Genomic DNA, 26,356 nt, shown 5'->3' with positions numbered 1-26,356 from the left:
GAGGCGGGGGGCGGCCGTGCGGCCGACCTCGCGGCGATCCGGGCCGTGGTGGCCACCCTCCAGCACTCCCAGCGGCGTGAGCTCCTCGAGGAGTTCGTCGGCCTCTTCCGCGAGGACGCCCTGTGGACGACGGGGCACGGGCGCCGCCTCTACGGCCGCGCGGAGATCTCCGCGTTCACGCACCGGGTGCTGCCCGGATCGATGACCGACGGGACGGTCACCTACGAGGTGGAGCACGTGCTGTTCATCCGCCCGGACGTCGCCGCGGTCAAGGCCCGCGCGCGGTACTGGACGGCGGACGGCGGTGAGCCGGTCGGCAATGCGGGGAGCCCGCTGTACGTCATGGCCGAGGAGGGTGGGCGGTGGCTGCTGACTGCCTGCCAGAACACGGAGGTGGCCGACGGCTGACCGGCCCTTGCCTCGGGGCTGAACTGGTCCGTGTGGCATGGTCGTTCGGTGGACGCACTGAAGGATCGGGACCCGGCGCGGATCGGCGCGCACACGCTTCTCGCCCGGCTGGGCGCCGGCGGCATGGGACAGGTCTACCTCGGACGCTCGCCGGGCGGGCGGCTGGTGGCGATCAAGGTGATCCGGGAGGAGATCACCGAGCATCCGGAGGCGCTGGCGCGGTTCCGGCGGGAGGTGGAGACGGTACGGGCGGTACGGAGCGCGTACACGGCGAACCTGATCGACGCGGCGCTGGACTCGGCGCCGTACTGGCTGGCCACGGAGTATGTGCCGGGGCCTACGCTGAGCGGGGCGGTGGCGGCGAGAGGGCCGTTGCCCGTTCCGACGTGCCGCGGGCTGCTCGCCGCGCTGGCCGAGGGGCTCGCCGCCGTTCACGCGCACGGGGTCACCCACCGGGACCTCAAGCCGCAGAACGTGATCCTCGCGGCCCAGGGGCCCCAGCTCATCGACTTCGGCATAGCGCGGAGCACGGCGCAGACGGCCCTCACCGAGGCGGGGTTCGCTCCCGGCACCCCGGGCTACACCGCGCCCGAGGTGCTGCTGCGCAACGAGGTCGGCCCGGCGGCGGACGTCTTCGCCCTCGGCGCGACCCTCGCCCACGCGGCCACCGGACGCCCGCCGTTCGGCCACGGAGAGCCGACCGGCGTGAGCTATCGCGCCGTCCACGAACCCATCGACGTCGCTGGCGTGGAAGCGGAGTTGGCCGCGCTCATTGAGTGGTGCGTCGCCAAGGACCCGTCGGACAGACCGGGCCTCACCGAGGTGATCGCACGGTGCGGGGTACGGATCGCGCTGGTCGAGGACCTGTTCTACGGCGGACTCGCCGGACTCGCGGAGCCGGTGCCGTCCACGCCCGTGCCGCCCGGGATGCCGGTGCCGCCCGCCCATGCTCCTCTCGGCACCCACGAACTGCCGACGGTCGCCCCTCCCGGGGCCGGCTACACACCCACCCAGGTGACCCAGCAGACCCCGCCCGCCCGGCGGCGTGGGAAGCCCTGGCTCATCGCCGCAGCGATGGTTGTGGCCGTGGCGGTGGGCGCGGTCGCCGCGCTCACCTTCCTTCCCGATGCCGGCGACGGCGGCACCGGCAAGGACGACTCGGCGGGTCCGACAGCCACCTCGGCGGCGCCCACGAAGGGCGGGGCGGGCGATCAGGCACCGGCCCACGTCGAACCCACGAACCCCTCCCGTGACTTCTGGACGTCCGACGGGACGTCACAGGGCGGGAAGTGCAGCCTTCCGGCTGAGGAGCGCAACGACCAGTTCCAGACGTCCATCACCGCGGCCGAAGCCAACGCCCCGTACACGTCGGGCAGCGGAACGATCGGGATCCGGCTGAAGGCTCAGCCCTCGACGTCGTACTACATGTCCGTGGCCGTGAAGCCGCCGCACGAGATCGACGCCGACACCGGCAAGCCCATCGAGGGGGCCCAAGCGCAGAACCTGGACCTGGGATACATCAGCAAACCCGTCGAACTCGGCACCGAGTGGGTGTATCTGACCTACCCCGACGACTTCACGCAGCACGTCAACGGCAAGCACTACAGCGATGCCATACCGGTCGAGAACGACCCCGGTGACTGGACCGTGCTCTTCCTCCATGTTCAAGGACCGAGGCAGTACGCGACCATTGAGTGCCGCGGGTTCGTCTCGAAGTAGCGCACACGACACGGACAGGTTCGGGAAAGACCCGTAAACGGGGCCACGGTGGGGGAGGGTTGACGGGTGCGAAAAGTTTGGTGGATCGGCGGGGCCGCCGTCGGGCTCGGACTGAGCTTCGTGATGGTGCTCGTCATCGGGGTGTACATGGTCGCCGGGAACATCGTGAACGGCGTGGGCGGCGGGAGCGTCGGGCTGGCCAAGGGAGCCGTCCCGGGGGCCTATCGGGCGCTCATCCAGAAATGGGGCAACCGCTGCTCCGCCATCAACCCTGCCCTGCTGGCTGCCCAGTTGTACCAGGAGAGCGGATTCGACCCGGACGTCGTCAGTCACGCCGATGCCCGGGGCATCGCCCAGTTCATCCCCAGCACGTGGGCTTCGCACGGAATCGACGGCGACGGAGACGGCGACCGTGACATCTGGGATCCGAATGACGCGATTCCATCGGCCGCGTCGTACGACTGCGCGCTGGCGAAGGACGTCAAGAACGTGCCGGGCGACGTCACCAACAACATGCTCGCGGCCTACAACGCGGGGCCCTATCGCGTCATTCGGTCGGGCGGAGTTCCGGCGATCCGCGAGACGCAGAACTACGTCAAGACGATCCGCACACTGGAGAAGAGCTTCGCCGCCCCCGTAACCCGGGTGGACCCCTCCAAGCAGGCCGCCGGGGCCATCTACTTCGCTCAGAAGAAGTTGGGGACGCCCTATCTCTGGGGTGGGAACGGTACGGCTGAGCAGGGCGGACGGTTCGACTGTTCGGGGTTGACCAAGGCGGCCTACGAGAGTGTCGGGATCACTCTGCCCCGGGTGGCCAACGACCAGTACAACGCCGGCCCGCACCCCTCCAGGGACGAACTGCTGCCGGGAGACCTGGTGTTCTTCTCGCCGGACAAGAACAACTCCCGGGCCATCGACCACGTCGGGATCTACGTGGGCGGCGGGTACATGATCGACGCGCCCTTCACCGGCGCCGTGATCCGGTTCGACCCCGTCGACACCCGCAAGTACTTCGGCGCCACCCGGGTCACCGAAGATGGCGCGAAAGCGCTCCCCACAACTGTCTGAACCGCCCGGCAGCCCACCCTCTGAGCTGCGGCGATGTATCTCTCTTCGATAACGTCTGCGTGATCATTCGGTGGAGAGTGGAACGTATCAACGGGGGACGTGCGTTCCTGTTGACGTAGCCCAGCGATGCCTGTGACTGGCGTACCGGTACGTACTGGCAAAAGCGGATCTACGAACCACGGGGGTGGGCACGAGCGGCGTGCGTGAGGCGCGCCGGGCAACACACGACGAAGGGCCGCAGCACCATGGCTGGACTCGCCGCATCCGGGTCGAATCCCGACGTCGACCTGCTCTACGACATCAACGGTCTCGCCAAGGACGCGCCGCACTGGCTGGACCGGGTCGTGGAGTTCGTCGGCGAGTACGGGCTGCCGTTCGCGATGGTGCTGCTGATCGTGTGGTGCTGGTGGTCCGTGCGGCGGCGGCCCCTCGGTGCCGAGGAGGCCTCGGCGTCGGTGGCCGCGCTGGTGTGGGCGCCGCTCGCCGCCGCGGTCGCGGTCCTCGTGAACGTGCCCATACGCGGGTTCGTGGAGCGGCCCAGACCCTTCCTCGACCATCAGGGGCTGGAAGTCCTGGTCTCCGGCAAGACCGACTACTCGTTCGTGAGCGACCACGCGACGATCATGATGGCGATGGGCGTCGCGCTGTTCGTCGCCGACCGAAGGTTCGGGGTCTGGGGCCTCGTGATGGGGCTGCTCGGTGGCCTCTGCCGGGTGTACATGGGTGTGCACTACCCGACCGACGTGATCGGCGGGTTCGCACTCGGCACGGCTGTCGCGCTGCTGCTGTCGCCGCCGGCCTCGATGCTGCTGACGCCCGTGCTGCGGGCGGTGGAGGGGTCGCCCCGGGTCGGGTGGGTCGTGCGCAGCCGGTCCGCGCGGACGGCCGTGGACGGGCGGGACGCCGTGGTGCCGGGGGCCCGGACGGACGCGGCCAGCCGGGAACGCGACCTGGCCGCGTAGCGCGCGGACTTCCCGGCCCGTCCGTCGCCGCGGTGGACGGGCCCGCTGTCAGAGACCCTGGGGGTACGTGAAGACGCCCCTGGGGTCGTACTGCTTCTTCAGCTGGGTCAGGCGGGGCAGCGCGGCGCCGTAGTACGCCTTGCGCCAGTCGGCCAGCGACGGGTCCGCGTAGTTCTGGTAGGCGGCCCCCGACGCGTACGGGGCCATCGCCTTGTGCGCGGAGGCCAGCCAGGACTGGCCCGCCGCGCCGCTCGTGCCCGCGCGCCAGGACGTGAGGTACTGGGCCAGCATGCGGGAGCGGCGGTGGACGAAGGCCGTGGCCGTGGGCGAGACGCGGTTGACCGCGCCGCCGAGCGCGGTGAGCGCGATGCTCCCCGAGCCGCCGCGCACGGCGGTCACCTGCCTGAGCAGCGTCTGGATGCCCGCCGCCGACAGCGAGCGGTCGAAGAAGGCGGAGCGGGCCGCGTACGTCTCCCGGGCCAGCTTGCCCTGCGGGGAGCGGCCGGGGGTCGCGCCGGGCAGATGGCACTGGGCGTCGGCGGCGAAGGAGGAGCAGCCGGCGTAGATCTCCATGGCCTGCTCGTAGCCGCGGCGGCGCAGGGACACGCTGGACGCGGGTGCGCCCACGCGCGAGGCCAGCCGGTCGACCGCGTTCTTCAGCTCGCCGTAGGTGCCGATCGAGAAGGCGGAGACGGAGATCCTCGGGGTGCCGCCGGGGGTGTTCGCCAGGTGGAGGGCGGACCAGATCTCGTCCGGCTGGGACGGGCCCCACTCCTGCCAGGCCTTCACCACCGCCGCCGCCTTCGACCAGGGCCAGGACAGGAAGCCGGTGACGGCCTGGGGCGCCGGGTGGGTCTTGAAGTGCAGCTCGGTGACCACGCCGAAGTTGCTGTTGCCCGCGCCGCGCAGGGCCCAGAACAGGTCCTTGTTCGTCGTCGCGTCGGCGGTGAGCTGCTTGCCGTCCGCCGTGACGAGCGTCGCCCGGGTCAGGCTGTCGCAGGTCAGGCCGTACGCGCGGGAGACCACGCCGTGGCCGCCGCCGAGGACGAGCCCGGAGACGCCGACCGTGGGGCAGGAGCCCGCCGGGATGGTCACGCCCTTCGCGGCCAGCGCCCGGTAGACGTCGATCAGCTTCGCGCCCGCGCCGACCACGGCCGAGCCGCCGCTCGCCCGGACCCGGTTCAGCCGGGAGACGTCGAGGATCAGCCGGCCGTCGCCGGAGGACCAGCCGCCGTAGGAGTGGCCGCCGTTGCGGATGGCGAGCCGGACGCCGTGGGCGCGGGCGTAGGACAGGGCCGTGCGGATGTCGTCGGCGTGGGCGACGTAGGCGACCGCGGCGGGCTTGAGCGTGTCGAAGCGCGTGTTGTACAGCTGGCGGGCCGTCGGCCAGGAGGCGTCCCCGGGGCGGATCAGGGAGCCGTCGAGGTCGCGGGCGAGGGCGGCCCAGTTCGCGGCGGCCGCCGCGCCGGTCGTCCGCATCGAGGCGCCGTCGCCCTGGCCGCCGGAGGGCCTGCTGTCGTCGCCGGCCCCCGTGGAGCCGTCGATTCCGCCCGGCCGGCACGCGGTCGTCGTGGCCGCCGTGAGCGCGGCGGTGCCGCCTGCGATGAACGTACGCCGTTGCATGTGCTCGTCCCTTCGCCTTCCGCCGGCTTCATGGTGCGAGACGGGAGCGGACGCCGAGAGGTTCCACGGAGGGGCGGCGCTACCGGGTGCCGGGGGCGTGTCCCTCCGCGTCGGACCGGGCCAGGCTTCTCGCCCTGCGCGCCGGGCCGCGCCAGCCGCAGGTGCAGCGTGCGAGACAGAAGCGGCCGTTCTCGACGGTCGTCGTGCGGTGCTCCCCTCCGGGGGGCTCTGCGGGGCGGGGCACATCGGTCGAGCTGTTCTGCTGCGTCACGAAGAGAACGCTACCCATCTTCGGTAAAGGACTCGTACGGCGGTGAAGGACCCGTACCTCGGTGAAGGACTCGTCCGGCGGTCGCGGGCGCTTCGGCGCGACTTCCGGAGGCGGAGGGCCGGGCGTGAGCGGGGCCGGGCGTGACGGGGGTTGCCTACCCGTCGTTAACCGGAACGACGTGTGGCCCGTGACGGATGTACCGGCTGGGGGTATCAGGCGATGGCGCAGCGGCAGCAGCGGCGGTGGGGGTCGGGGGTCGTCGCGGGGCTCGTGGCCGGGGTCTGCGCGGCCGGGCTCGGCGTCGGCGCCGCCGGGTGTTCCGGCGACGGGGCGGACGGCCGGCCCGACGGCGACGACCGTGCGGCGGACCGCGTCGCCGACCGTGCCGCGGACCGCTCCGCCGATCCGGTGCGGACGCTGCGGCGGGCCGCCGACGCCCTGGTGGAGGCGGGCAGTTCCAAGGCCCGGACGTCGATGGAGATGGCCACCGGCGGCACCCGCGTGACCATCCGCGGCGAGGGCGTCTACGACTACCGCAGACAGCTCGGGCAGCTGAAGGTCGTCCTGCCGCAGGACCCCGCGGGCTCCAGCGGACGCCGGCCCATCACCGAACTCCTCGCGCCGGGCGCCCTGTTCATGAAGAACCGGGGCGCGGGAGTGCCCGCCGACAAGTGGGTACGGGTGGACACGGCGACCCTGTCGGACGGGAACCTGGTCACCGGCGGGGCCACCGACCCGTACGCCGCCGCCGAGGTGCTGCGCGGGACGCGCACCGCGACGTACGTCGGCAGGACCCGGCTCGCGGGCGTCGAGGTGCGGCACTTCAGGGGGACCGCCGACCTCGCCGAGGCCGCCGAGGACGCCTCCGAGGGCGGACGGGACTCCCTGGACGCGGCGGCGAGAGGCTTCGCCACCGCCCGGGTGCCGTTCGACGTCTACCTCGACGACCAGGGGCGCATCCGCAAGGTCAGGCACCGCTTCGGCTTCGTCAACGGCCGTGAGGAGGAGGCGGGGGGCCGGGCCGGCGCGGTCGTGGCGGTCGCCTCGACGACGCTGCTGTACGACTTCGGGGTCCCCGTCGACGTCAGGCTCCCGGACGCCGGGGACATCTACGCCGGGCGGATCGCCGAGGAGTGAGACGCCCGTCACCGGACGGGCGCAAGAACTAGCCCGTCCGTGCCATGCGCGGGGCGTACGCCGCTCCCTACTCTAGGAAGCCGGTGACGGCAGAGACGAGGTGATGCGCGTGGCTCCGGTCGGCGGTACGGCGGTTCAGGACCACGTGGCCCTCGCCGAGATCGAACTGTGCGGGGAGCTGATCATCGCGGCCTCGGCGGCCGAGGAGCGGCTCAGCATGGAGAGCATCGACGAGGTGCTGCGCGTGCGCGAGGAGCGGGACGCCTTCGCCGAGTGAGCGGCTCGGGCGTGGCTCAGGTCCGCAGGAGGCGGGCGATGGCCTTGGTGGCCTCCTCCACCTTCGCGTCGATCTCGTCGCCGCCCCTGAGCGCCGCGTCGGCGACGCAGTGCCGCAGGTGCTCCTCCAGCAGTTGCAGGGCGAAGGACTGGAGGGCCTTGGTGGAGGCGGAGACCTGCGTGAGTATGTCGATGCAGTAGGTGTCCTCCTCGACCATCCGCTGTAGGCCCCTGATCTGGCCCTCGATGCGGCGCAGACGCTTGAGGTGTTCGTCCTTCTGCTTGTGGTAGCCGTGCACAGTCGGGGCCGGGGCGTCCGGCGGCGTGGCCGGGGCGGCCGAGGTGGCCGTGGTGGGCGTCACCGCGTCCGTCGCGTGTGTGGCGTGCGTCGCGTGTGTGGCGTCCATCGCGTCCTCCAGACATATACCCCTACTGGGTATATCGTACAGAACTTTGCCGGGTATGAGGCCTGTGGCCGCCGCCGTGGTCGGCCGGTGGACTGGACCACTCGGCAGCCCCGCTGCCGGTCGCTCTTTTCGATGGGCGACACTGGGGGACGGCCCATTAGCCGTGGCCGGATGATGCGCCTAGCATCAGCCTGACCGAAACCGATGCATCTTGAGGACCCCACGTGCGCTTTCGTCTGACCCCCAGGGAGACGAGCTTCTACGACATGTTCGCCGCGTCCGCGGACAACATCGTCACGGGCTCGAAACTCCTGATGGAACTGCTCGGGGCGGACACCGCCGGCCGGGCCGAGATCGCAGAGCGTATGCGGGCCGCGGAACACGCCGGTGACGACGCCACCCACGCGATCTTCCACCAGCTCAACTCCTCGTTCATCACCCCGTTCGACCGTGAGGACATCTACTCCCTCGCCTCGTCGCTCGACGACATCATGGACTTCATGGAGGAGGCCGTCGACCTGGTCGTCCTCTACAACGTCGAGGAACTGCCCAAGGGCGTCGAGCAGCAGATCGAGGTGCTGGCGCGGGCGGCGGAGCTGACCGCCGAGGCCATGCCCAACCTGCGGACCATGGAGAACCTCACCGAGTACTGGATCGAGGTCAACCGGCTGGAGAACCAGGCCGACCAGATCCACCGCAAGCTGCTCGCCCACCTCTTCAACGGCAAGTACGACGCGATCGAGGTGCTGAAGCTCAAGCAGATCGTGGACGTGCTGGAAGAGGCGGCGGACGCGTTCGAGCACGTGGCGAACACGGTGGAGACCATCGCCGTCAAGGAGTCCTGAGCTTTTCATGGACACCTTCGCGCTGGTCGCGACCATCGGCGTCGCGCTCTTCTTCACGTACACCAACGGCTTCCACGACTCGGCGAACGCGATCGCCACGTCCGTCTCGACGCGGGCGCTGACCCCGCGGGCCGCGCTGGCGATGGCGGCGGTGATGAACCTCGGCGGGGCCTTCCTCGGGTCCGGGGTCGCCAAGACCGTCAGCGAGGGCCTGATCGAGACGCCCGAGGGGTCCAAGGGGATGGGCATCCTCTTCGCGGCCCTCGTCGGCGCCATCACCTGGAACCTCGTCACCTGGTACTTCGGACTGCCGTCCTCCTCCTCGCACGCGCTGTTCGGCGGGATGGTCGGGGCGGCGCTCGCCGGGGGGACGACGGTCTACTGGGACGGCGTGCTGGAGAAGGTCGTCATCCCGATGTTCGTGTCGCCCGTGGTCGGCCTGCTGGCCGGGTACCTGGTGATGACGGCCATCATGTGGATCTTCCGGCGGGCCAACCCGCACAAGGCGAAGCGGGGCTTCCGCATAGCGCAGACCGTGTCCGCGGCCGGCATGGCGCTCGGCCACGGTCTCCAGGACGCGCAGAAGACGATGGGCATCGTGGTGATGGCGCTGGTCATCGCCGATGTCGAGGACTACGGGGATCCGATCCCGGTGTGGGTGAAGATCGTGTGCGCGGTGATGCTGTCGCTGGGCACCTACGCGGGCGGCTGGCGCATCATGCGCACGCTCGGACGGAAGATCATCGAGCTGGACCCGCCGCAGGGCTTCGCCGCGGAGACCACCGGCGCGTCGATCATGTTCACCACGGCCTTCCTCTTCAAGGCCCCGATCTCGACGACGCACGTCATCACGTCCGCGATCATGGGCGTGGGCGCGACCAAGCGGATCAACGCCGTGCGCTGGGGCGTCGCCAAGAACATCGTCCTCGGCTGGTTCATCACGATGCCGGCGGCCGCGGCGGTGGCCGCGTGCTCGTTCTGGATCGTGAACCTGGCGTTCCTGTAGCGAGCCCGGCTCGACATCGAGCGGTGAAACGGCGTGGCCCGCCCCCCGGGAGTCAGGGGGCGGGCCTTTTGCCTCGCGGTGGCACCGCCATGCAGCACCGCGAGGGGACCGACGGGCCGGCTCAGCCGAAGCGGCCGGAGATGTAGTCCTCCGTGGCCTGGACCGACGGGTTGGAGAAGATGCGCTCCGTGTCGTCGATCTCGATGAGGCGGCCGGGCTGGCCGACCGCGGCCAGGTTGAAGAAGGCCGTGCGGTCGGAGACGCGGGCCGCCTGCTGCATGTTGTGCGTCACGATGACGATCGTGAAGCGCTCCTTCAGCTCGCCGATCAGGTCCTCGATGGCGAGAGTGGAGATCGGGTCGAGGGCGGAGCAGGGCTCGTCCATGAGCAGCACGTTCGGCTCGACCGCGATCGCGCGGGCGATGCACAGCCGCTGCTGCTGACCGCCGGAGAGACCCGAGCCGGGCTTGTTCAGGCGGTCCTTCACCTCGTTCCAGAGGTTCGCGCCCTTGAGGGACTTCTCCACGATGTCCGAGAGCTCGGACTTCTTGAAGTTGCCGTTCAGCCGCAGGCCCGCCGCCACGTTGTCGAAGATCGACATCGTGGGGAAGGGGTTCGGGCGCTGGAAGACCATGCCGACCTCCCGGCGCACCGACACCGGGTCGATGCCGGCGCCGTACAGGTCCTCGTCGTCCAGGAGGACCTTGCCCTCGACGCGTCCGCCGGACGTCACCTCGTGCATGCGGTTCAGCGTGCGCAGGAACGTCGACTTGCCGCAGCCGGACGGGCCGATGAAGGCCGTCACCGAGCGGGGCTCGACCGTCATCGAGATGTCTTCGATCGCCTTGTGGGAGCCGTAGTACGCGGTCAGTCCGCTGACGTCGATTCGCTTGGCCATGTCTCTACTTCACTTCCGGGGTCCGGGGTCGCTGTCAGGCCCCACGCGGCGGTAGCCGCACATTGATGCTTAGCGACCGGTCTTCGGGGCCTTCCAGCGGGCGATGCCGCGGGCTGCCATGTTGAGGATCATCACGAAGGCGATCAGCGTGAGCGACGCCGCCCAGGCGCGGTCGTAGGCCGCCTGGGAACCGGCGCTCTGCGAGTACTGCTGATAGATGTACAGCGGCAGCGACGCCTGCGCACCCTCGAAGGGGTTGGCGTTGATGAACGGGTTGCCGAACACGAGGAGCAGCACGGGGGCCGTCTCGCCGGCGATGCGGGCGACCGACAGCATGATGCCGGTGATGATGCCGCCGATGGAGGTCGGGACGACCACCTTCAGGATGGTGCGCCACTTCGGGACGCCGAGGGCGAGGGAGGCCTCGCGCAGCTCGTTCGGGACGAGCTTGAGCATCTCCTCCGTGGAGCGCACCACCACCGGCATCATCAGGATGGCCAGGGCGAGCGAGCCGGCGAAGCCGAAGGGCTGCATGTCGAACATCAGCATCAGGCTGAGGATGAACAGACCGGCGACGATCGACGGGATGCCCGTCATGACGTCCACGAAGAAGGTGACGGCGCGGGCGAGGTTGCCGCGCCCGTACTCCACCAGGTAGATCGCGGTGAGCACGCCGATCGGCGCGCCCATCAGCGTGGCGAGGCCGACCTGCTCCAGGCTGCCGAGGATGGCGTGGTAGATGCCGCCGCCCGCCTCGGAGTCGGCGACGACGCCCATGGAGTGGGTCAGGAAGTAGACGTCCAGGACCTTCACGCCGCGCTCGACGGTCGCCCAGACCAGGGACGCGAGCGGGATCACGGCGAGCAGGAAGGCGACCCAGACGAGGGCGGTGGCGATGCGGTCCTTGGCCTGGCGGCGGCCCTCCACGCGGGTGGCGACGGCGTAGGTGCCGATGAGGAAGAGAAGGCCGGCGATCAGGCCCCACTGGATGCGGCTGTGCAGTCCGGCGCCGAGGCCGATGGCCACGGCCACGGCGATCGAACCGGCCGCGACGGCCAGCGGGGTCCACTTGGGCAGGGTGGCGCCGCGCAGGGAGCTGGGGCGCTTGTCCTCGATGACGGCGTGGCTCATGCGTTGGCCCCCGAGTACTCCTTGCGGCGGGCGATGATCGCGCGGGCCGCGCCGTTGACCAGCAGGGTGATGACGAACAGGACCAGACCGGAGGCGATGAGCGCGTCACGGCCGAACTCGGTCGCCTCGTTGAACTTGCTGGCGATGTTCTGGGCGAAGGTGCCGCCGCCGGGGTTGAGCAGGCTGGCGTGGATGTCGAAGTCGGGGGAGAGCACCGTGGCGACGGCCATCGTCTCGCCGAGGGCGCGGCCGAGGCCGAGCATCGAGGCGGAGATCACGCCGGAGCGGCCGAAGGGAAGGACCGACATGCGGACCACTTCCCAGCGGGTCGCGCCGAGGGCCAGCGCGGCTTCCTCGTGCATCTGCGGCACCTGGCGGAAGACCTCGCGGCTGACGTTGGTGATGATCGGCAGGATCATGATGGCGAGGAGGATGCCGACGGTGAGCATCGAGCGCGGGGCGCCCTGGTCCCAGGAGAAGATCCCGGTCCAGCCCAGGTAGTCGTCGAGCCAGCCGAACAGGCCGTCCAGCTGCGGTACGAGGATCAGCGCGCCCCACAGGCCGTACACGATGGACGGCACGGCGGCGAGCAGGTCGATCACATAGGAGATGGGACCGCTCATCCGGCGCGGGGCGTAGTGGGTGAGGAACAGCGCGATGGCGACCGCGATCGGGACCGCGATGACCATCGCGATGACCGAGGAGACCACGGTGCCGAAGGCGAGGACGGCGATGCCGAACTTCGGCGGGACGAGGTTGGTGTTCCACTCGAACGCGGTGAGGAAGTTCGCCTCGTCCTTGCTGATGGCGAGGGTGGCGCGGTAGGTCAGGAAGACCGCGATCGCGGCCATGATCGCGAGCAGCAGGATGCCCGACCCGCGGGTGAGACCGAGGAAGATCCGGTCGCCGGGTCGGGTGGCGCCACGGGACGCGCGCTTCTGTTCGGACGCGGTCGGGGCGGACGTGGGGGGAGGTGGTTCGGCTGTGTTCTTCTTCGTCGATATGTCCATGGGGTTCTCCGGTCTGCGGAGCCGCTCGGGGTGGGCGGCTCGGGCGGGGCCGGGCGTACGGGCGGCCCCTGGCGGCGGTGCACCGGACGGTGCGGTCCGGGCCGGGTCGCCCCGGCGCCGGACCGCACCTCGGATCAGCTCAGGCCCTCGACGGTGGTGCGGACCTTGGAGATGATGGCGTCGGGGATCGGCGCGTAGCCGATGCCCGAGAGGATGCTCTGGCCGTCCTCGCTGGCGATGTAGCGCAGGAACGCCTTGGTGGCGGGCAGGGTGTCGGCCTTGTTGCCCTTGTCGCAGACGATCTCGTACGTGACCAGGGTGATCGGGTAGGCGCCCTCGGCCTTGGTGGCGTAGTTGATCTTGAGGGCGAGGTCGTTGCCGGTGCCGACGATCTTGGCGTCGGCGATGGCCTTGGTCGCGCCGTCGGAGGAGGCCTTGACCGGAGCCGCGGCGCCCGTGTTGAGGGAGACCGTGGACACGCCGTCCTTGGCGTACGACAGCTCCATGTAGCCGATCGCGCCGTTGGTCTGCTTCACGCCCTGGGCGACGCCGGAGGAGCCGGAGGCGGACTGGCCGCCCTTGGCCTGCCAGGCCTTGCCGCCCTCGTAGGGCCAGTCGCTCTTGGCGGTGGCGATCAGGTACTTGGTGAAGTTGTCCGTGGTGCCGGACTCGTCCGAGCGGTGGTACGGCTGGATCTTCAGGTCGGGCAGCGTGGCGTCGGGGTTGAGCTTCTTGATCGCCGCGTCGTTCCAGTTGGTGATCTTGCCGTCGAAGATCTTGGCGATCGTCGCGGCGTCCAGGACGAGGTTGTCCACGCCGGAGAGGTTGTACGCGACGGCGATCGGGCCGCCGACCATCGGGAGGTCGATGCCCTGGCCGCCGGTGCAGACCTTCTTGGAGTCGGCGATGGCGTCTTCCTTCAGCGCGGAGTCGGAGCCGGCGAAGGCGACCTGACCCTGCGTGAACGCGGTGACGCCGGCGCCGGAGCCGCCGCCCTTGTAGTTGACCTGAACGCCCTTGCAGGCCTGCGTGAAGTTCTTGACCCAGGCGTCGATCGCGTTCTTCTGCGCGGACGAGCCGTCGGCCAGCAGCTGGCCCTTGGCGTCGTCGCACTTGATGTCGCTGGCCGCGGCCGCGGAGGAGCTGCCGCCGCCGGCGGTGTTCGAGCCGGTGTCGTCGGAGCCGCACGCCGTGAGGGCCAGGGCGCCGGAGACCGCGAGAGCACCGAGGGTGAGGGCCCGCCGGTTCATGCGCTGAAGCTTCACTTGAGGGAGATCCTTCCAGGAGCCGCCGTCCTGAATTCGGCGGCGTGCGAAAGTCTGGGTGGTCCGGGCGCGTCCACGAGGGCGCGCGCCGCACCGGGTAAGGCCGAAATTAGGCAGATCAGGTGAAGGCGCCTATGGGCGTAAATGAACGCAGGGTGAACCCCTGTGGTCGGCCTGGTTAGGGGCGCTCAAGGTAACGGAACGCTCTCTTCTCGGACACGGGGTGGTTTCGGTCGGGGAGGCTGGTCGGCTTCTCTTTCCGGACACGGGCTGATCGCGGACCGCACTATGTCAGGTGCAGGGTCGTCAGCAGGGCGTCCACGAGGGTGCGGTCCCTCGGCTGGGTGAGGCGGTTGCGGGCGGCGGCCGGGGGCAGCCACAGGATGCGGTCGACCTCGTCGTTGGAGGTGAAGCGGCCGTCGACGGCCTCGGCCGCCCAGTACCGGACCTCCTTGGGCCGGCCCTGCGCGAGATAGCGCACGGTGGGCAGCCGGGCACCCGGCCGGGCCGTGTAACCCGTCTCCTCCGCCACCTCGCGCACCGCGCCCGGCAGGGGGGCCTCGTCCCGCTTCAGCTTGCCCTTCGGATGCGACCAGTCGTCGTACTTCGGCCGGTGAACCAGACATATCTCCAGCTCACCGTCGATCGGCGAACGCCGCCACAGGACGCAGCCCGCGGCCTGGACGGGCGGCGGCTCGGGGGAGCCGTGCGGTTCGCGGGGGAGGCCTCGGGGGCCTCCCCGGGGACCTCGGGGTTCCTGGGGGGCGCGGGGGTCGCGGGGGGAGGGCACGGGCACCGCCTCCTGTCGGTGGGCGCGTTACGACGTGGTGGTGCGTTACGACGTGGTGGTGCCGAGGGTGCCGATGGTCTGCTTCTGCCACGCCCGCTGGAAGGCATACCGGGCCGCCTCCACCTCGTGGCGCTGGTCCGCGTGGAGCACGCCGAGCGCGTACGCCGTCGCCGGGGCGATCCGCGGGGTGCGGGCCGCGTGGGCGGCGGCCGCGGCGGCCTCCGCGGCGTCGCGGTGCCGGTCGAGGGCCTCGCCCGCGGAGAGCAGCCGTACGTCCAGCGGGGCGTCGCCGCCGTACAGGACCTCGAGGGCGTACCGATGCAGACGCAGGAGCAGCCGGACCTGGTGCCAGGGGGCGTCCTGCGGATGCGGCGCGGGGTCCGGGGAGAGGCCGTGGATCAGGGCTTCCGCGTTGTACGGGTGGCCCGCTGTGATCAGGGGGAGCGCGGCGACGGCGTCCGTGAGGCGCTCCTCGGCGGCACTCGCGAAGGGGCGCAGGTCGGCGTCGGCGGCGGCCGGGGCGAGGGGGACTTCGCTGGCCAGCACGGCGACCTTGTCCGCCACGGCGTGGAAGCGGGCGCTGCCCAGGGCCTGGAGGGCGGTGGAGTGGGCGCGGGTGCGGGCGAGGGTGAGCTGGCGGTCGAGGAGGGCGCCGGCCTTCGCCGCGCCGACGGTGAGGTGGGCGCGGTCGGGGGTCGGGGGGTGGGGGGAGGGGGTGAGGGGGAGGGAGGCGGGGGTGGCCGGGGTGGGGACGGCGGGGGTGGGGGCGGCGTTCGTTCCCGTGACCGTGCCGAGGGCGGTGCCGGTGGTGCGCGGGTCGGTGTCCGCGCCGACGGCGGCTGCGGCGGGTGGGGGCGCGGCTGCGGGGGATGTGGTCGTGACGGATGTGGTCGTGACGGTGGGGGGTGCGGTCGCGGGGGTGGGCGGGGCGGCGATGTCCGCCGCGGAAGCCGGAGCCTTCGCTGTCGCGGCAGCGGCGCCCGCGCTGGTGGCCGTGGCCGTTTCGGCCGGGCTCGCCCCGGGCGGTCGTCCCGTGCCCCCCGTCCCCGCCCCCGCCGCCCGCGTGGGCATCGGTGTCGCTCCCGAGAGGCGGTGCAGGGCGAGGAGGAGGCGCTCCAGGCGGGCCTCGCAGGCGTGCTCCAGGGCCAGCGTGCCGGAGAGCCAGGCCAGTTCGGGGCGGATCTCCTCCGACCAGTCGGGGTCGAGGAGGGGCCGGAAGGTGTGCAGACTGCCGCTGACGCGGCGGGCCGAGCGGCGCAGGGCGCGCGCCGCGTCGGCCGAGTGCCCCGCGCCGCCGTTCGGCGTGCCGCCGCCGGTCTCCCGGTGCAGGCGCAGGGCGCGGAGGAACTCCGTGGCCTGCGCCCGGAGGTAGGCCGCGAGGGCGTCCCCCGTCATGGGCGCGGCCGCGGAGCCCGTCAGTTCATGGTGTTGCTGTGCCACGCCGGCGCCTCCGGGCGTCTATGAGCATCTCCTGGACGTTGCGCAGGGGTTGGCCGTCCGCGTCGGTCGCGTGCCGGGTCCACTCGCCGTCCGGACCGAGGTGCCAGGAGGCGGTCCCGTCCGACATGCCGGTCTCCAACAGCCGGTTGAGAGCGGCGCGGTGGGCCGGGTCCGTGACCCTGACCAGGGCCTCGATACGGCGGTCGAGGTTGCGGTGCATCATGTCGGCGCTGCCGATCCACACCTCGGGTTCACCGCCGTTGCCGAAGGCGAACAGCCGGGAGTGCTCGAGGAAGCGGCCGAGGATCGAGCGGACGCGGATGTTGTCCGACAGGCCGGGCACCCCGGGCCGTACCGCGCAGATGCCGCGCACCCAGACGTCGACGGCCACGCCGGCCTGGGACGCCCGGTAGCAGGCGTCGACGATCGCCTCGTCGACCATGGAGTTGACCTTGATGCGGACGTACGCGGGCCGGCCGGCGCGGTGGTGCTGGATCTCCTTGTTGATCCGTGAGACCAGGCCGTCACGCAGCGACTTGGGGGCGACCAGCAGCCGGCGGTAGGTCTCGCGGCGGGAGTAGCCGGAGAGCCGGTTGAAGAGGTCGGAGAGGTCCGCGCCGACCTGCGGGTCGGCGGTGAGCAGGCCGAGGTCCTCGTAGAGCCGTGCCGTCTTCGGGTGGTAGTTGCCGGTGCCGACGTGGCTGTACCGCCGGAGCGTCTCGCCCTCCTGGCGGACCACCAGGGACAGCTTGCAGTGCGTCTTCAGGCCGACGAGGCCGTAGACGACGTGGCAGCCGGCCTCCTCCAGCTTGCGCGCCCACTTGATGTTGGCGTGCTCGTCGAAGCGGGCCTTGATCTCGACCAGGACGAGGACCTGCTTGCCCGACTCGGCGGCGTCGATGAGCGCGTCGACTATCGGGGAGTCGCCGGAGGTCCGGTACAGCGTCTGCTTGATCGCGAGGACGTCCGGGTCGGCGGCGGCCTGCTCCAGGAAGGCCTGGACGGAGGTGGAGAAGCTGTCGTAGGGGTGGTGCAGGAGCACGTCCCGGTTGCGCAGCGCGCCGAAGATGTCCGGCGGGGACGCCGACTCGACCTCGGCGAGGTCGCGGTGGGTGCCGGCGATGAACTTCTTGTACTTCAGCTCCGGCCGGTCGAGGCTGTGGATGCGGAAGAGGCCGGTGAGGTCCAGGGGGCCCGGCAGCGGGTAGACCTCCGCCTCGCTGATCTTCAGCTCGCGGACGAGGAGGTCCAGCACCTCGCGGTCGATGGACTCCTCGACCTCCAGACGCACCGGCGGTCCGAAGCGGCGCCGCATGAGCTCCTTCTCCAGCGCCTGGAGCAGGTTTTCCGCGTCGTCCTCCTCGACCTCGAGGTCCTCGTTGCGGGTGAGGCGGAAGGCGTGGTGCTGCACGACCTCCATGCCCGGGAACAGCTCCTCCAGGTGGGCGGCGATGACGTCCTCGACGGGGACGTAACGGCCCGGGGAGCTCTCCAGGAAGCGGGACAGCAGCGGGGGCACCTTGACGCGGGCGAAGTGCAGATGGCCGCTGACGGGGTTGCGGACGACGACCGCGAGATTGAGCGACAGACCCGAGATGTACGGGAAGGGGTGCGCGGGGTCGACGGCCAGCGGGGTCAGGACCGGGAAGATCTGGTGCCGGAAGAGCGTGAAGAGCCGGGCCTGCTCCTTCTCCGTCAGCTCGCTCCAGCGGACCAGGTGGATGCCCTCCTCCGCGAGTGCGGGGGCGACGTCCTCGTGGTAGCAGGCGGCGTGCCGGGCCATCAGCTCGCGGGAGCGGGCCCAGATCATCTCCAGCACCTCGCGCGGCTGGAGACCGGAGGCGGAGCGGGTCGCCACGCCGGTGGCGATGCGGCGCTTCAGACCGGCCACGCGGACCATGAAGAACTCGTCCAGGTTGCTGGCGAAGATGGCGAGGAAGTTCGCCCGCTCGAGGAGGGGCGTGTTCGGGTCCTCGGCGAGCTCCAGGACGCGTTCGTTGAACGCGAGCCAGCTGCGCTCCCGGTCGAGGAAACGACCCTGCGGCAACTGGGTCCCGTCGGCCTGTGCCTCTTCGTACGCGTCGAGATCGGCGTCGAGGTCGGGTTCCAGGTCGGAGACGACGGCGGCCACGGTGTGCGGGCGGTGCGCGGCTATGGAGCCCACGGAGGGCTGCGCGTGCTGGACCTGTGCCTGGGTGTTCTGGCTCATGGATCCATTGTTCCGCGTCAGGACCGGGACAGGCGCGTCGGAGCGTGCGGGCGGGAGCGCGGCGACGTTTGCGTGGGGGTGACTCCCCTCGGGGGGCGGGGAGGGCGCGGGCACGGCGGGGTCCATTGCCTGAGCGTCGCAAGGTCGTCTGAACCGATGGTTACGAAGACATGGCGTGTGGGATATCGGGGGGCGGCTCGCGGGGGTGGGGATGCCCGGGTGAGGCGGCTCGCGGGGGTGGTGATGCCGATGCCGGGGCCATTTGTGTGTGGGGGGAGAGGGAGCGGTCAGACCGTGCGGCGGCGCAGGAGGAGGAAGGCGGCCGTGGTCGCGAGCGCGGCGACGGCGAGGACGATGCCGGACTCCACGAGTTGCAGGGGCCAGAAGTGCGACTCCGGGTGGAAGGTCGAGAAGTGGCCGGTGACGCCCAGGTCGTCCAGGCACCGCTGGATCTCGGCCTGCTTGCCCGCGCAGCGCGTGTAGTCGACGTCCGCTCTCGGCCGGCCGTCGACCAGGACGCCGTACGCCACCTGCGCCGCCGACTCGGGAGTGTCGACGTCGCCGGCCGAGGTGCGGGTCACGGTGGGCCACAGGGAGACACGCGCGCGTTCCAGGGCGAAGCGGAGCAGCCAGGCCGCAGCGACGGCGACGGCGAGGGCGGGCAGGGCGCGGCGCAGCAGCAGCGCGGCGAGCGTGCCGAGCGCGAGGGCGCACAGGGCGTACGCGACGGCGGTCGGGCCGCGGACCAGGAAGACGCCGTCGGACAGCCAGTCCGCGGACCACCGCAGGTCCTGTGTGGCGTCCCAGGTCCAGCGGAACGCCACGACCAGGACGATCGTGCCGAGCGCGACGGCGAGCGCGGGCACGGCGAGTTTGGCGGCCAGCCAGCGGGCGGGGGTGATGCCCTGGGCCCAGGCCAGGCGCGCGGTGCCGTTCTCCAGTTCGCGGCCGATGAGCGCGCCGCCGGCGAACGCGGCGACGGCGAGGGACGCGAAGCCCGCCGGCAGGGCGATCCAGCCGACCGGATCGCCGAAGCCGGAGACGTCGAACGTCAGATCGCACAGGTTCTGGCCGGCGCGGGCGCAGGCCCGCTGCTCGGCGCGGGCGTCCTCCGCGCTGACCTCGGCGATCCACACCAGCCGGGCGACCACGCCCAGCACGGCGACCGTCCACACGAGGAGGGCGGCGCGGTGCAGGCGCAGCACGGTGCGGACGGCGCCCCATCGGCGGGGGCGGGGCGGGGCCGTGACGACGGCGGTCATGCGGCGGCCTCCTCACGCGCGCGTGTGGTGCTCGTCGGGTACGCGGGCGTGCGGCCCGTCGTGGCCGTCGTGGCTGTCGACCGTCTGAGCAGCACGAACGCGGCCACGACGAGCGCGGCGGCGGCGACCAGGACGAGGGCGGTCGTGGTCAGCTGCAAGGGCCAGTAGTGCCCCTCGGGGTGGTAGGTGGCGTAGAAGCCGGTGGCGTCGAGCCTGTCGTACAGGTCGGCGCAGCCCTCGGCGAACGCCGGTCCGCAGCCCGGGTCGGGGATGTGCGCGCCGCTGGAGGTGACCAGGCCCGAGTCGACGGGGATGCCGCCGTACGAGGGGCCGTCGACGAGGCTGGTGACGCGGGTGCGGGTCGTCCACAGGTGCGGCATGACCAGGTCGGTGAGGATCCGCAGCCCGCCGGTGAAGACCAGGCCGAGGGCCAGCGCGGGCAGCGTACGGCGCCACAGCAGGCCCGTGAGGGCGCCGAGGGCCAGTCCCGCGAGGGTGAGGGCGACCGTGGTGGGGCCGTTGGCGTGCAGGGTGGGCAGGTCGGACCAGGGCTTCGCGGTGCTGATACGGCCCTCGCCCGCCCGCCAGGCCATGCGGTGCAGCAGGACCAGCAGTCCGGTGCCGGCGGCGGCCAGGGCGGCGGAGGGGGCGAGCTTGACGGCCAGCCAGCGGGTCGGGGAGAGCCCCAGGGTCCAGGCGAGCTGCGCGGTGCCGTTCTCCAGCTCACGGCCCACCAGGGCGGCGCCCGACCAGGCGGCGAGGAGGAAGGGCAGCAGGTTCAGGGCGATGGTCGTGTAGGAGTACACGTCCTTGTAGAGGAGGATCGCGTCCTGGTCGTAGCGGCAGGTCGCGCTGCCGGAGCAGGCCTCGTACTGCCGCCAGGCCTCGGCGGCGTCGTCGGTGAGCGGGCCTCCCAGCACGATCAGGGCGGCGGCGAGGAGGACGACGAGCGCCGACCACACGTACAGGGCGGGGCGGTGGATGCGCAGGAGCCAGCGCAGGAGGTGGGGCGGGGGGTCGGCGGCGGCCGTGCCGCCGGTCCCCTTGCCGGTCCCGGTTCCGGCCCCGGGGGGTGGGGGCGGCACGGGGGACGTCACGGTCGTCATGCTGCGGTCTCCTCGTGCGGGGCGGTGGCGGAGGCGGTGGCTCCGGAGGTCCCGTAGGTCAGCGGGGCCGCCTGGGGGTTGCGGAGGTAGGCGAGGACGAGCTCCTCCAGGGACGGCTGGGCGGTGCGCCAGTGGCCGGGGAGCGGGGCCGCGGGGCGCAGCAGCGCGGAGAGCTGGCGACCGGTGGTGCGGGACTCGACGACGGTGTGGGGGGAGAGGTCGTCCGCGGAGGCGGGGGCCGGTGTGGGCGTCGTTGTGGGCGTGGGCGTGGGCGCGGGTGTGGGTGTGGGTGTGGACGTGGGGGTCGGCGTGGGCGGCGTGGTCGTGCCGTCCTGGATCGGTCCCGTCACGCGCGTGTGGGCGGCGAGCAGCTCGTCGATCTCGCCGGACAGGCGGACGCCGCCGTCGCCGATCAGGAGCAGGTGGTCGCAGGAGTCCTCCAGCTCGGCGACGACGTGCGAGGACATCACGATCGTCGTGCCGTGCTGCGCGGCCTGGGACATCAGCGTGCCCATCAGCTCGTGGCGGGCGAGCGGGTCGAGGTCGGCCATCGGCTCGTCCAGGAGGAGCAGCTCCGGCCGTTTGGCCAGGGCCAGGGTGAGGGCGACACGGGTGCGCTGGCCGCCGGAGAGCGAGCGGATCTTCGCCTTGGGGTCGAGGTTCCCCGCGGAGACGATCCGCTCGGCGGCGTCGGCGTCCCAGCGGCCCGGGTTGAGGTCCGCGCCCACCAGCAGCGTCTCGGCGACCGTGAGCTGCGGGTACAGCGGCTTGTCCTGGGCGACGTAGCCGACACGCGTGCGTGCGGACGCCGGGTCGGTGCCGAGGACGGTGACCGTGCCCTCGGAGGGGGCCAGCAGGCCGGCGGCGAGGGCGAGGAGCGTGGACTTGCCCGCTCCGTTGGGCCCGACGACGGCGCAGACGCGGCCCGCGGGCAGGGTGAACGCGCAGTGGCGCAGCGCCCACTTCCCGCGTCGGCCGAAGCGCTTGCCGAGCGCGGTCGCCGCCATGGCGGTGTCGGTCATGAGGCTTCCCCCTGGGAGTGCTGGTCCTGGCCGGCGAAGTGCTTGTCCAGGACGGCGGTGAAGAGTGCGGCCACGTCGTCGTGGTCCAGGCCGGCCTCCCGGGCCCGGACCGCCCATGCGTCCAGTTCCGCGCGCAGGGGCGAGTCGGCCGGGGCGGTGCTCAGTCCGCGCCGTACGAAGGTGCCGAGTCCGCGGCGGGCCTCGACGAGCCCGTCGCGTTCCAGCTCGCGGTAGGCCTTCAGCACGGTGTTCGGGTTGATGGCGGTCGCCTCGACGACCTCGCGGGCCGTGGGCAGCTGGTCGCCGGGGCGCAGCATGCCGAGGCGCAGGGCCTGCTTGGTCTGCTGCACGATCTGGACGTAGGTGGCCACGCCGCTGTGCCGGTCGATGCGGTATTCGACCACTCGGAGCACCACCCTTTCACTAATTGAGTAGTGAAAGGGTGGTGCAGGGAGGGGGTGTCCGTCAAGGAGGACCGCGGGCCGGGAAAACTCGTCGGCCGGATCGTGAACCGAACGGCGGGGACGGACCGATGAGGGGATGTGAGCGAAACGACCAGCGACGGGGAGCTGCTGCGGGCCATCGCGGCAGACAGGGACCGTCACGCCTTCGAGGAGCTGTACCGGCGATACGCGCCGTGGCTGACCGCGCGCATGCGCAGCCGCTGCGCCGACGCCGGGATAGTCGACGACGTCGTCCAGGAGACGTTCCTCGCGGTGTGGCGGGGCACCGCCCGCTACCGCGAGGAGGGCTTCTCCGGTGACGCGGCCGGCTGGCTGTGGCGCATCGGCGCCCGCCGGCTGGTCGACGCCATGCGGGGCGACGGCGCGCGGGGGCGGCTGCGGCAGGTGCTGGCCAGGCTGCGCCATCGCGACGAGGCCTCGGCGGAGGAACGCGTGCTCGCGGGGGTGGAGCACGGAGACCTCGCCGGGGCCCTCACCCGCCTCTCCCCGGAGCTGCGGGCGGTCCTCCAGGCCACCGTCATCGACGGACTCACCACCCGGGAGGCGGCCGTCCTGCTCGGCATCCCGGCCGGCACGGTCAAGACGCGGGCCCAGCGGGCCCGCAAGCAACTGCGGGAGGCGCTGGCATGACGTGGCATGTGGCAGAAGACGATCTGCGCGCGTACGTGCGGGGCGAACTGGCGCCGCCGCTGCTGTGGTCCGCCGACACGCATCTCGCGGGCTGCGCGACGTGCCGGTCCCGGCTCACGGCGGCCGTCGACCCCGTCGCGCTGGACGCGGGCTGGGAGCGGCTGGACGCCGAGCTGGACGCACCGCGCCCGGGGCTGTTCGAGCGGCTGCTGACGCGGTTCGGCGTCGCCGACCACACCGCGCGGCTGCTCACGGCGACGCCGGTGCTGCGCCGCTCCTGGCTGCTGGCCGTGCTGTCCCTGCTGGTCATAACGGTCCTGGCGGTGCACACGGTGGACCGTCCCGGACTGTTCCTCGCCCTCGCGCCCTTGCTCCCGCTCGCCGGGGTCGCCCTGTCCTACGGGTCGAACCTCGACCCGACGTACGAGATGGCCGTCGTCGCGCCGATGCACGGCTTCAGACTGCTGATGATCCGGACGGTCGCGGTGCTCACCGCGGGACTGGTGTTCAACGGTCTGGCGACGCTCGCCCTTCCGGGGTACGGGCTGCTGGCGCTGGCCTGGCTGCTGCCCGCGCTCGCGCTCACCGCGACGGGCCTGGCGCTGACCCCCCGGCTGGGTCCGGTCCTGGCGCCCGCCCTGGTCGGCGGCGCCTGGCTGACGCTGCTGGTGCTGACGGAGCAGCACAGCCGGGATGCGCTCTCGCCCTTCACGGCGTACGGGCAGTCGGCCGCGGGGGCTCTCGCCGCCCTCGCCGCGCTGCTGCTCTACCAGAGCCGCGACCGTTTCGACGCCCGCCCCGTCGGCGGCTTCCGGGACGCCGGCGGCTTCCCGGACGGAGGTGCCGGATGACACCGCGCCCCTCGCGCGGGCCCGCCCGGCTCTCGGCCCACGCCGATGCCGCGGCCCACGCCTCCGCCGCCCCGTCCTCGTTCCACGACCGGACTTCCAGGAGCTTCGTATGACCACCGCGTCCACCACCGTGACGGCCGCCGGCCTGTCCCTGCGCTACGGCGGCACGCGCGCCCTCGACGGCGTCTCGCTGCGGCTCACCCGGGGCGTCACCGGGCTGCTCGGCCCCAACGGCGCGGGGAAGACGACCCTGTTGCGGGTGCTGGCCACCGCGGTGCCGCCCGACGGGGGCGAGTTCACGGTCCTGGGCCACGACCCCCGCACCTCCGCCGGCCGCCTGGACCTGCGCCGCGGGCTCGGGTACCTGCCGCAGAACCCCGGCTTCCACCCGGACTTCACGGCCTTCGACTTCGTCGACTACGTGGCGATCCTCAAGGAGCTGACCGACCGCGCCGCCCGGCACCGCGAGGTGCGGCGCGTCCTGGAGGCCGTCGATCTCTCCGAGGTGCGGAGCAAGCGCATCAAGCGGCTGTCCGGCGGCATGCGGCAGCGCGTCGCGCTGGCCGCCGCGCTCGTCGGCGACCCCGGCTTCCTCGTGCTGGACGAGCCGACCGTAGGGCTCGACCCGGAACAGCGCATGCGCTTCCGGGAGTTGATCGCCGACGCCGGTGAGGGGCGCACGGTGCTGCTGTCCACCCACCAGACGGAGGACGTGGCGATGCTCTGCCACCGGGTCGTGGTCCTCGCCAATGGCCGGGTCCGCTTCGAGGGCACGCCGGCCGAGCTGACCGCCCGCGCGTCGGGCCGGGTCTGGAGCAGCCCCGAGCGCGACCCGGGCGCGCTGGCCGGCTGGCGCACCGGCACCGGCGCCTTCCGCAACGTCGGCGATCCGCCGGAAGGAGCCGAGCTTGTCGAACCCACCCTGGAGGACGGCTATCTGCTCGCCCTCGACGACGCGAGCAGGACGGTGACGTCATGAGCTCCACGGCCACCCCGGTCAGGGACGACGCCGCCACGCGCCCCGGACCCCCGCACCCCGGCCGCCCCAGTGCCCGCGCGGTCCTCGACCTGGCCCGCTTCGAGGCCCGGGAGCTCTTCCTCCAGATCCCGGTGCTGGTCTTCCTGGCGCTCTACGTCGCCGTGGTCGCCGTGCAGTTGATCAGCCGCGACGGCATGGACGACTACCCCGTCCTCCACACGGTCGACCGCGACACGCAGACCGCGCCCCTGCTGCTCGCGATCGCCCTGCTCGTCTGCGCCAACGCGGCGGCCCTGCGCTCGCGCAAGCACGCCACGGTCCAGCAGTTCGACGTGCTGACCATGGAGCCCTGGCGGCGCACCCTCGCCCATGTGCTGTCCGTGCTGCCGTTCGCGGCGCTCACGGCGGTCGTCGTCGGCGCCCGGTTCGCCCGCGAGGCGCTGAAGCCGGGCGCGATCGGGCACGGCTCGCTCGGCGAACTGGCCGTGGGTCCGCTGGCGGTCCTGCTGGCCGGAATCCTGGGCGTCCTGCTGGCCCGCCTCGTGCCCACGCCCTTCGCGCCCATACTCTTCGTGATCGCCGCGTACCTGCTGATCGTCATCTCCTCCAACGCCGTCGAGGGCGAGGACCATTGGGCGAACCGGCTCTCCCCGGTGCTGTACTCCGGTGAATCCGGCGGCGATCCGGTCCCCGTCGATCTGCTCGACCGCCCGGCCGCCTGGCACGCGCTCTACCTGGTGGGCCTGTGCGCCTTGGCGGCCTGCGCCGCGCTGCTGCGGTCCGGCGGACGCACCGTCGCCCTCAAGGCGGCCACCGTCCTCGCCCTCACGGCCACCGCCGCCGGGGCGGTCGGCCAGCTCCCGCGCGACAAGGCAGCGCTGGAGGCGGCCCGGCGGACGGCGTCCACGACACCGCAGAAGGTCCAGTCGTGCAGCACGATCGACGGCTCGACGTACTGCTCCTTCTCCGAGTGGAAGACGGTGCGGGACGACTGGGCCGCGGTCGTCGACCGCCTCCGCTCCACGGCCGGCGGCGCCGCGGCGCGGACCCCGCTGACCGTGCGTCAGCGCATCGACGTCACCTCGGGAGTGGGGGCGGACGCCGCGCTGACGCCCTCCACCACCGCGGGCGAGGTGACGGTCGGCACCCGCTGGGGCGGCAACCGCGTCCCCGAGTTCGCGGTGGGAGTCGCCACGGTGCTCGTCGCGGGCAGGGAGGACGCGACGACGCGCAGCATGTGCGACGCCCGCGCGGTGACGATCATGTGGCTGGTCCTGGCCACCGACCCCACCCCCCTGACCACCTTCAGGAACCTGCGCCTGGACGACAGCGTCGTCGGCTCGGCGCTGGTCCTGGCCCCCACGGACGGACTGCTGCTGACGGACCAGCAGACGTCGGTGATCCGCGCCATGCTGTCCCGCCCGAAGGCCGAGATCACGGCCGGGGTGAAGGCGAACTGGCGGCAGCTGACGTCTGCGCGGACGACGACGGCCGAGGCCGCGAAACTGCTGGGACTCGACGCGCCGAAGGGAGTGGAGAAGTGCGAGGAGTAGAGGTACGGACGGGACGGACAGGGG

At 72.0% G+C, this 26,356-nt stretch carries 24 protein-coding genes and 2 pseudogenes; 12 read left to right on the top strand and 14 right to left on the bottom strand.

The window, feature by feature from the left end; all coding sequences use genetic code 11:
• Positions 1-27 precede the first annotated feature (27 nt).
• The 4 genes and pseudogenes from ACFYX4_RS12425 to ACFYX4_RS12410 all read left to right on the top strand — a co-directional run.
• Positions 28-408: pseudogene (locus tag ACFYX4_RS12425) on the top strand (SgcJ/EcaC family oxidoreductase); the annotation flags it as partial.
• A gap of 48 nt (positions 409-456) precedes the next feature.
• Positions 457-2,127, top strand: a complete 1,671-nt coding sequence (locus ACFYX4_RS12420) for a serine/threonine-protein kinase (RefSeq protein ID WP_389330168.1) — start codon at positions 457-459, stop codon at positions 2,125-2,127.
• A 123-nt stretch (positions 2,128-2,250) separates the two neighbouring features.
• Positions 2,251-3,195, top strand: a complete 945-nt coding sequence (locus ACFYX4_RS12415) for an NlpC/P60 family protein (RefSeq protein ID WP_389330268.1) — start codon at positions 2,251-2,253, stop codon at positions 3,193-3,195.
• A 245-nt stretch (positions 3,196-3,440) separates the two neighbouring features.
• On the top strand, positions 3,441-4,157 hold the full coding sequence (locus ACFYX4_RS12410; protein ID WP_389330165.1) for a phosphatase PAP2 family protein: 717 nt from the start codon (positions 3,441-3,443) through the stop codon (positions 4,155-4,157).
• 48 nt (positions 4,158-4,205) lie between these two features.
• Here the strand turns inward: ACFYX4_RS12410 and ACFYX4_RS12405 are convergent, their stop codons facing one another.
• A complete protein-coding gene (locus tag ACFYX4_RS12405; protein WP_389330162.1) occupies positions 4,206-5,780 on the bottom strand; it encodes an FAD-binding oxidoreductase in 1,575 nt (524 codons plus the stop codon).
• 79 nt (positions 5,781-5,859) lie between these two features.
• Positions 5,860-6,051 carry a hypothetical protein gene (locus ACFYX4_RS12400; protein ID WP_389330159.1) on the bottom strand — a complete coding sequence of 64 codons (192 nt, stop codon included), beginning with the start codon at positions 6,049-6,051 and terminating at the stop codon, positions 5,860-5,862.
• A gap of 219 nt (positions 6,052-6,270) precedes the next feature.
• On the opposite strand from ACFYX4_RS12400, the gene ACFYX4_RS12395 reads away from it, so the two are divergent.
• Entirely contained in the window at positions 6,271-7,188 is a 918-nt protein-coding gene (locus ACFYX4_RS12395) for a hypothetical protein (protein WP_389330156.1), read from the top strand.
• Between the two features lie 109 nt (positions 7,189-7,297).
• On the top strand, positions 7,298-7,465 hold the full coding sequence (locus ACFYX4_RS12390; protein WP_389330274.1) for a hypothetical protein: 168 nt from the start codon (positions 7,298-7,300) through the stop codon (positions 7,463-7,465).
• A 16-nt stretch (positions 7,466-7,481) separates the two neighbouring features.
• Here ACFYX4_RS12390 and ACFYX4_RS12385 read toward each other — a convergent pair whose 3' ends face one another.
• Positions 7,482-7,871 carry a metal-sensitive transcriptional regulator gene (locus ACFYX4_RS12385; RefSeq protein WP_389330153.1) on the bottom strand — a complete coding sequence of 130 codons (390 nt, stop codon included), beginning with the start codon at positions 7,869-7,871 and terminating at the stop codon, positions 7,482-7,484.
• Positions 7,872-8,095: 224 nt separating this feature from the next.
• Between ACFYX4_RS12385 and ACFYX4_RS12380 the strand changes: the two genes are divergently transcribed.
• Together ACFYX4_RS12380 and ACFYX4_RS12375 are read left to right on the top strand one after the other, a co-directional pair.
• The gene (locus ACFYX4_RS12380; protein ID WP_187748798.1) at positions 8,096-8,716 is read left to right on the top strand and encodes a DUF47 domain-containing protein; all 621 of its coding nucleotides are present in this window, start codon (positions 8,096-8,098) and stop codon (positions 8,714-8,716) included.
• A gap of 7 nt (positions 8,717-8,723) precedes the next feature.
• Positions 8,724-9,722: an anion permease gene (locus ACFYX4_RS12375; RefSeq protein WP_389330149.1), complete on the top strand. Its 999-nt coding sequence runs from the start codon at positions 8,724-8,726 to the stop codon at positions 9,720-9,722.
• A gap of 121 nt (positions 9,723-9,843) precedes the next feature.
• Here the strand turns inward: ACFYX4_RS12375 and pstB are convergent, their stop codons facing one another.
• The 11 genes and pseudogenes from pstB to ACFYX4_RS12320 all read right to left on the bottom strand — a co-directional run bounded on the left by pstB (position 9,844) and on the right by ACFYX4_RS12320 (position 22,259).
• The gene (gene pstB / locus ACFYX4_RS12370) at positions 9,844-10,620 is read right to left on the bottom strand and encodes a phosphate ABC transporter ATP-binding protein PstB (RefSeq protein WP_389330146.1); all 777 of its coding nucleotides are present in this window, start codon (positions 10,618-10,620) and stop codon (positions 9,844-9,846) included.
• A gap of 69 nt (positions 10,621-10,689) precedes the next feature.
• On the bottom strand, positions 10,690-11,751 hold the full coding sequence (pstA, locus tag ACFYX4_RS12365; RefSeq protein WP_389330143.1) for a phosphate ABC transporter permease PstA: 1,062 nt from the start codon (positions 11,749-11,751) through the stop codon (positions 10,690-10,692).
• Positions 11,748-12,761: a phosphate ABC transporter permease subunit PstC gene (gene pstC, locus ACFYX4_RS12360; protein WP_389330140.1), complete on the bottom strand. Its 1,014-nt coding sequence runs from the start codon at positions 12,759-12,761 to the stop codon at positions 11,748-11,750. Before pstC ends, pstA begins: the two co-directional genes overlap by 4 nt.
• 134 nt (positions 12,762-12,895) lie before the next feature.
• A complete protein-coding gene (gene pstS, locus ACFYX4_RS12355; protein ID WP_389330137.1) occupies positions 12,896-14,026 on the bottom strand; it encodes a phosphate ABC transporter substrate-binding protein PstS in 1,131 nt (376 codons plus the stop codon).
• A gap of 286 nt (positions 14,027-14,312) precedes the next feature.
• Positions 14,313-14,711 (bottom strand): annotated as a pseudogene (locus ACFYX4_RS12350) (NUDIX hydrolase); the annotation flags it as partial.
• A gap of 150 nt (positions 14,712-14,861) precedes the next feature.
• Entirely contained in the window at positions 14,862-16,256 is a 1,395-nt protein-coding gene (locus ACFYX4_RS12345; RefSeq protein WP_389330134.1) for a CHAD domain-containing protein, read from the bottom strand.
• Positions 16,237-18,465: an RNA degradosome polyphosphate kinase gene (locus ACFYX4_RS12340; RefSeq protein WP_389330131.1), complete on the bottom strand. Its 2,229-nt coding sequence runs from the start codon at positions 18,463-18,465 to the stop codon at positions 16,237-16,239. Before ACFYX4_RS12340 ends, ACFYX4_RS12345 begins: the two co-directional genes overlap by 20 nt.
• Before the next feature lie 287 nt (positions 18,466-18,752).
• Entirely contained in the window at positions 18,753-19,727 is a 975-nt protein-coding gene (locus ACFYX4_RS12335; protein ID WP_389330129.1) for a hypothetical protein, read from the bottom strand.
• Positions 19,724-20,833, bottom strand: a complete 1,110-nt coding sequence (locus ACFYX4_RS12330) for an ABC transporter permease (protein WP_389330127.1) — start codon at positions 20,831-20,833, stop codon at positions 19,724-19,726. The genes ACFYX4_RS12335 and ACFYX4_RS12330 overlap by 4 nt, the downstream gene beginning before the upstream one ends.
• Entirely contained in the window at positions 20,830-21,855 is a 1,026-nt protein-coding gene (locus ACFYX4_RS12325) for an ABC transporter ATP-binding protein (protein WP_389330124.1), read from the bottom strand. The genes ACFYX4_RS12330 and ACFYX4_RS12325 overlap by 4 nt, the downstream gene beginning before the upstream one ends.
• Entirely contained in the window at positions 21,852-22,259 is a 408-nt protein-coding gene (locus tag ACFYX4_RS12320; RefSeq protein ID WP_389330121.1) for a GntR family transcriptional regulator, read from the bottom strand. Before ACFYX4_RS12320 ends, ACFYX4_RS12325 begins: the two co-directional genes overlap by 4 nt.
• Before the next feature lie 138 nt (positions 22,260-22,397).
• On the opposite strand from ACFYX4_RS12320, the gene ACFYX4_RS12315 reads away from it, so the two are divergent.
• The 4 genes from ACFYX4_RS12315 to ACFYX4_RS12300 all read left to right on the top strand — a co-directional run bounded on the left by ACFYX4_RS12315 (position 22,398) and on the right by ACFYX4_RS12300 (position 26,332).
• Positions 22,398-22,949, top strand: coding sequence for an RNA polymerase sigma factor (locus ACFYX4_RS12315; protein ID WP_389330118.1), 552 nt, complete (start codon positions 22,398-22,400; stop codon positions 22,947-22,949).
• Positions 22,946-23,800: a zf-HC2 domain-containing protein gene (locus ACFYX4_RS12310; protein ID WP_389330115.1), complete on the top strand. Its 855-nt coding sequence runs from the start codon at positions 22,946-22,948 to the stop codon at positions 23,798-23,800. The genes ACFYX4_RS12315 and ACFYX4_RS12310 overlap by 4 nt, the downstream gene beginning before the upstream one ends.
• Before the next feature lie 109 nt (positions 23,801-23,909).
• Positions 23,910-24,779, top strand: a complete 870-nt coding sequence (locus tag ACFYX4_RS12305; protein ID WP_389330112.1) for an ABC transporter ATP-binding protein — start codon at positions 23,910-23,912, stop codon at positions 24,777-24,779.
• On the top strand, positions 24,776-26,332 hold the full coding sequence (locus ACFYX4_RS12300; protein WP_389330109.1) for an ABC transporter permease: 1,557 nt from the start codon (positions 24,776-24,778) through the stop codon (positions 26,330-26,332). The genes ACFYX4_RS12305 and ACFYX4_RS12300 overlap by 4 nt, the downstream gene beginning before the upstream one ends.
• The last annotated feature ends 24 nt before the right edge of the window (positions 26,333-26,356 follow it).

The organism is Streptomyces sp. NPDC002328, assembly GCF_042890065.1.
In the GTDB taxonomy this organism is placed as follows: domain Bacteria; phylum Actinomycetota; class Actinomycetes; order Streptomycetales; family Streptomycetaceae; genus Streptomyces.
This window is presented reverse-complemented; position numbering and strand designations above follow the sequence as displayed.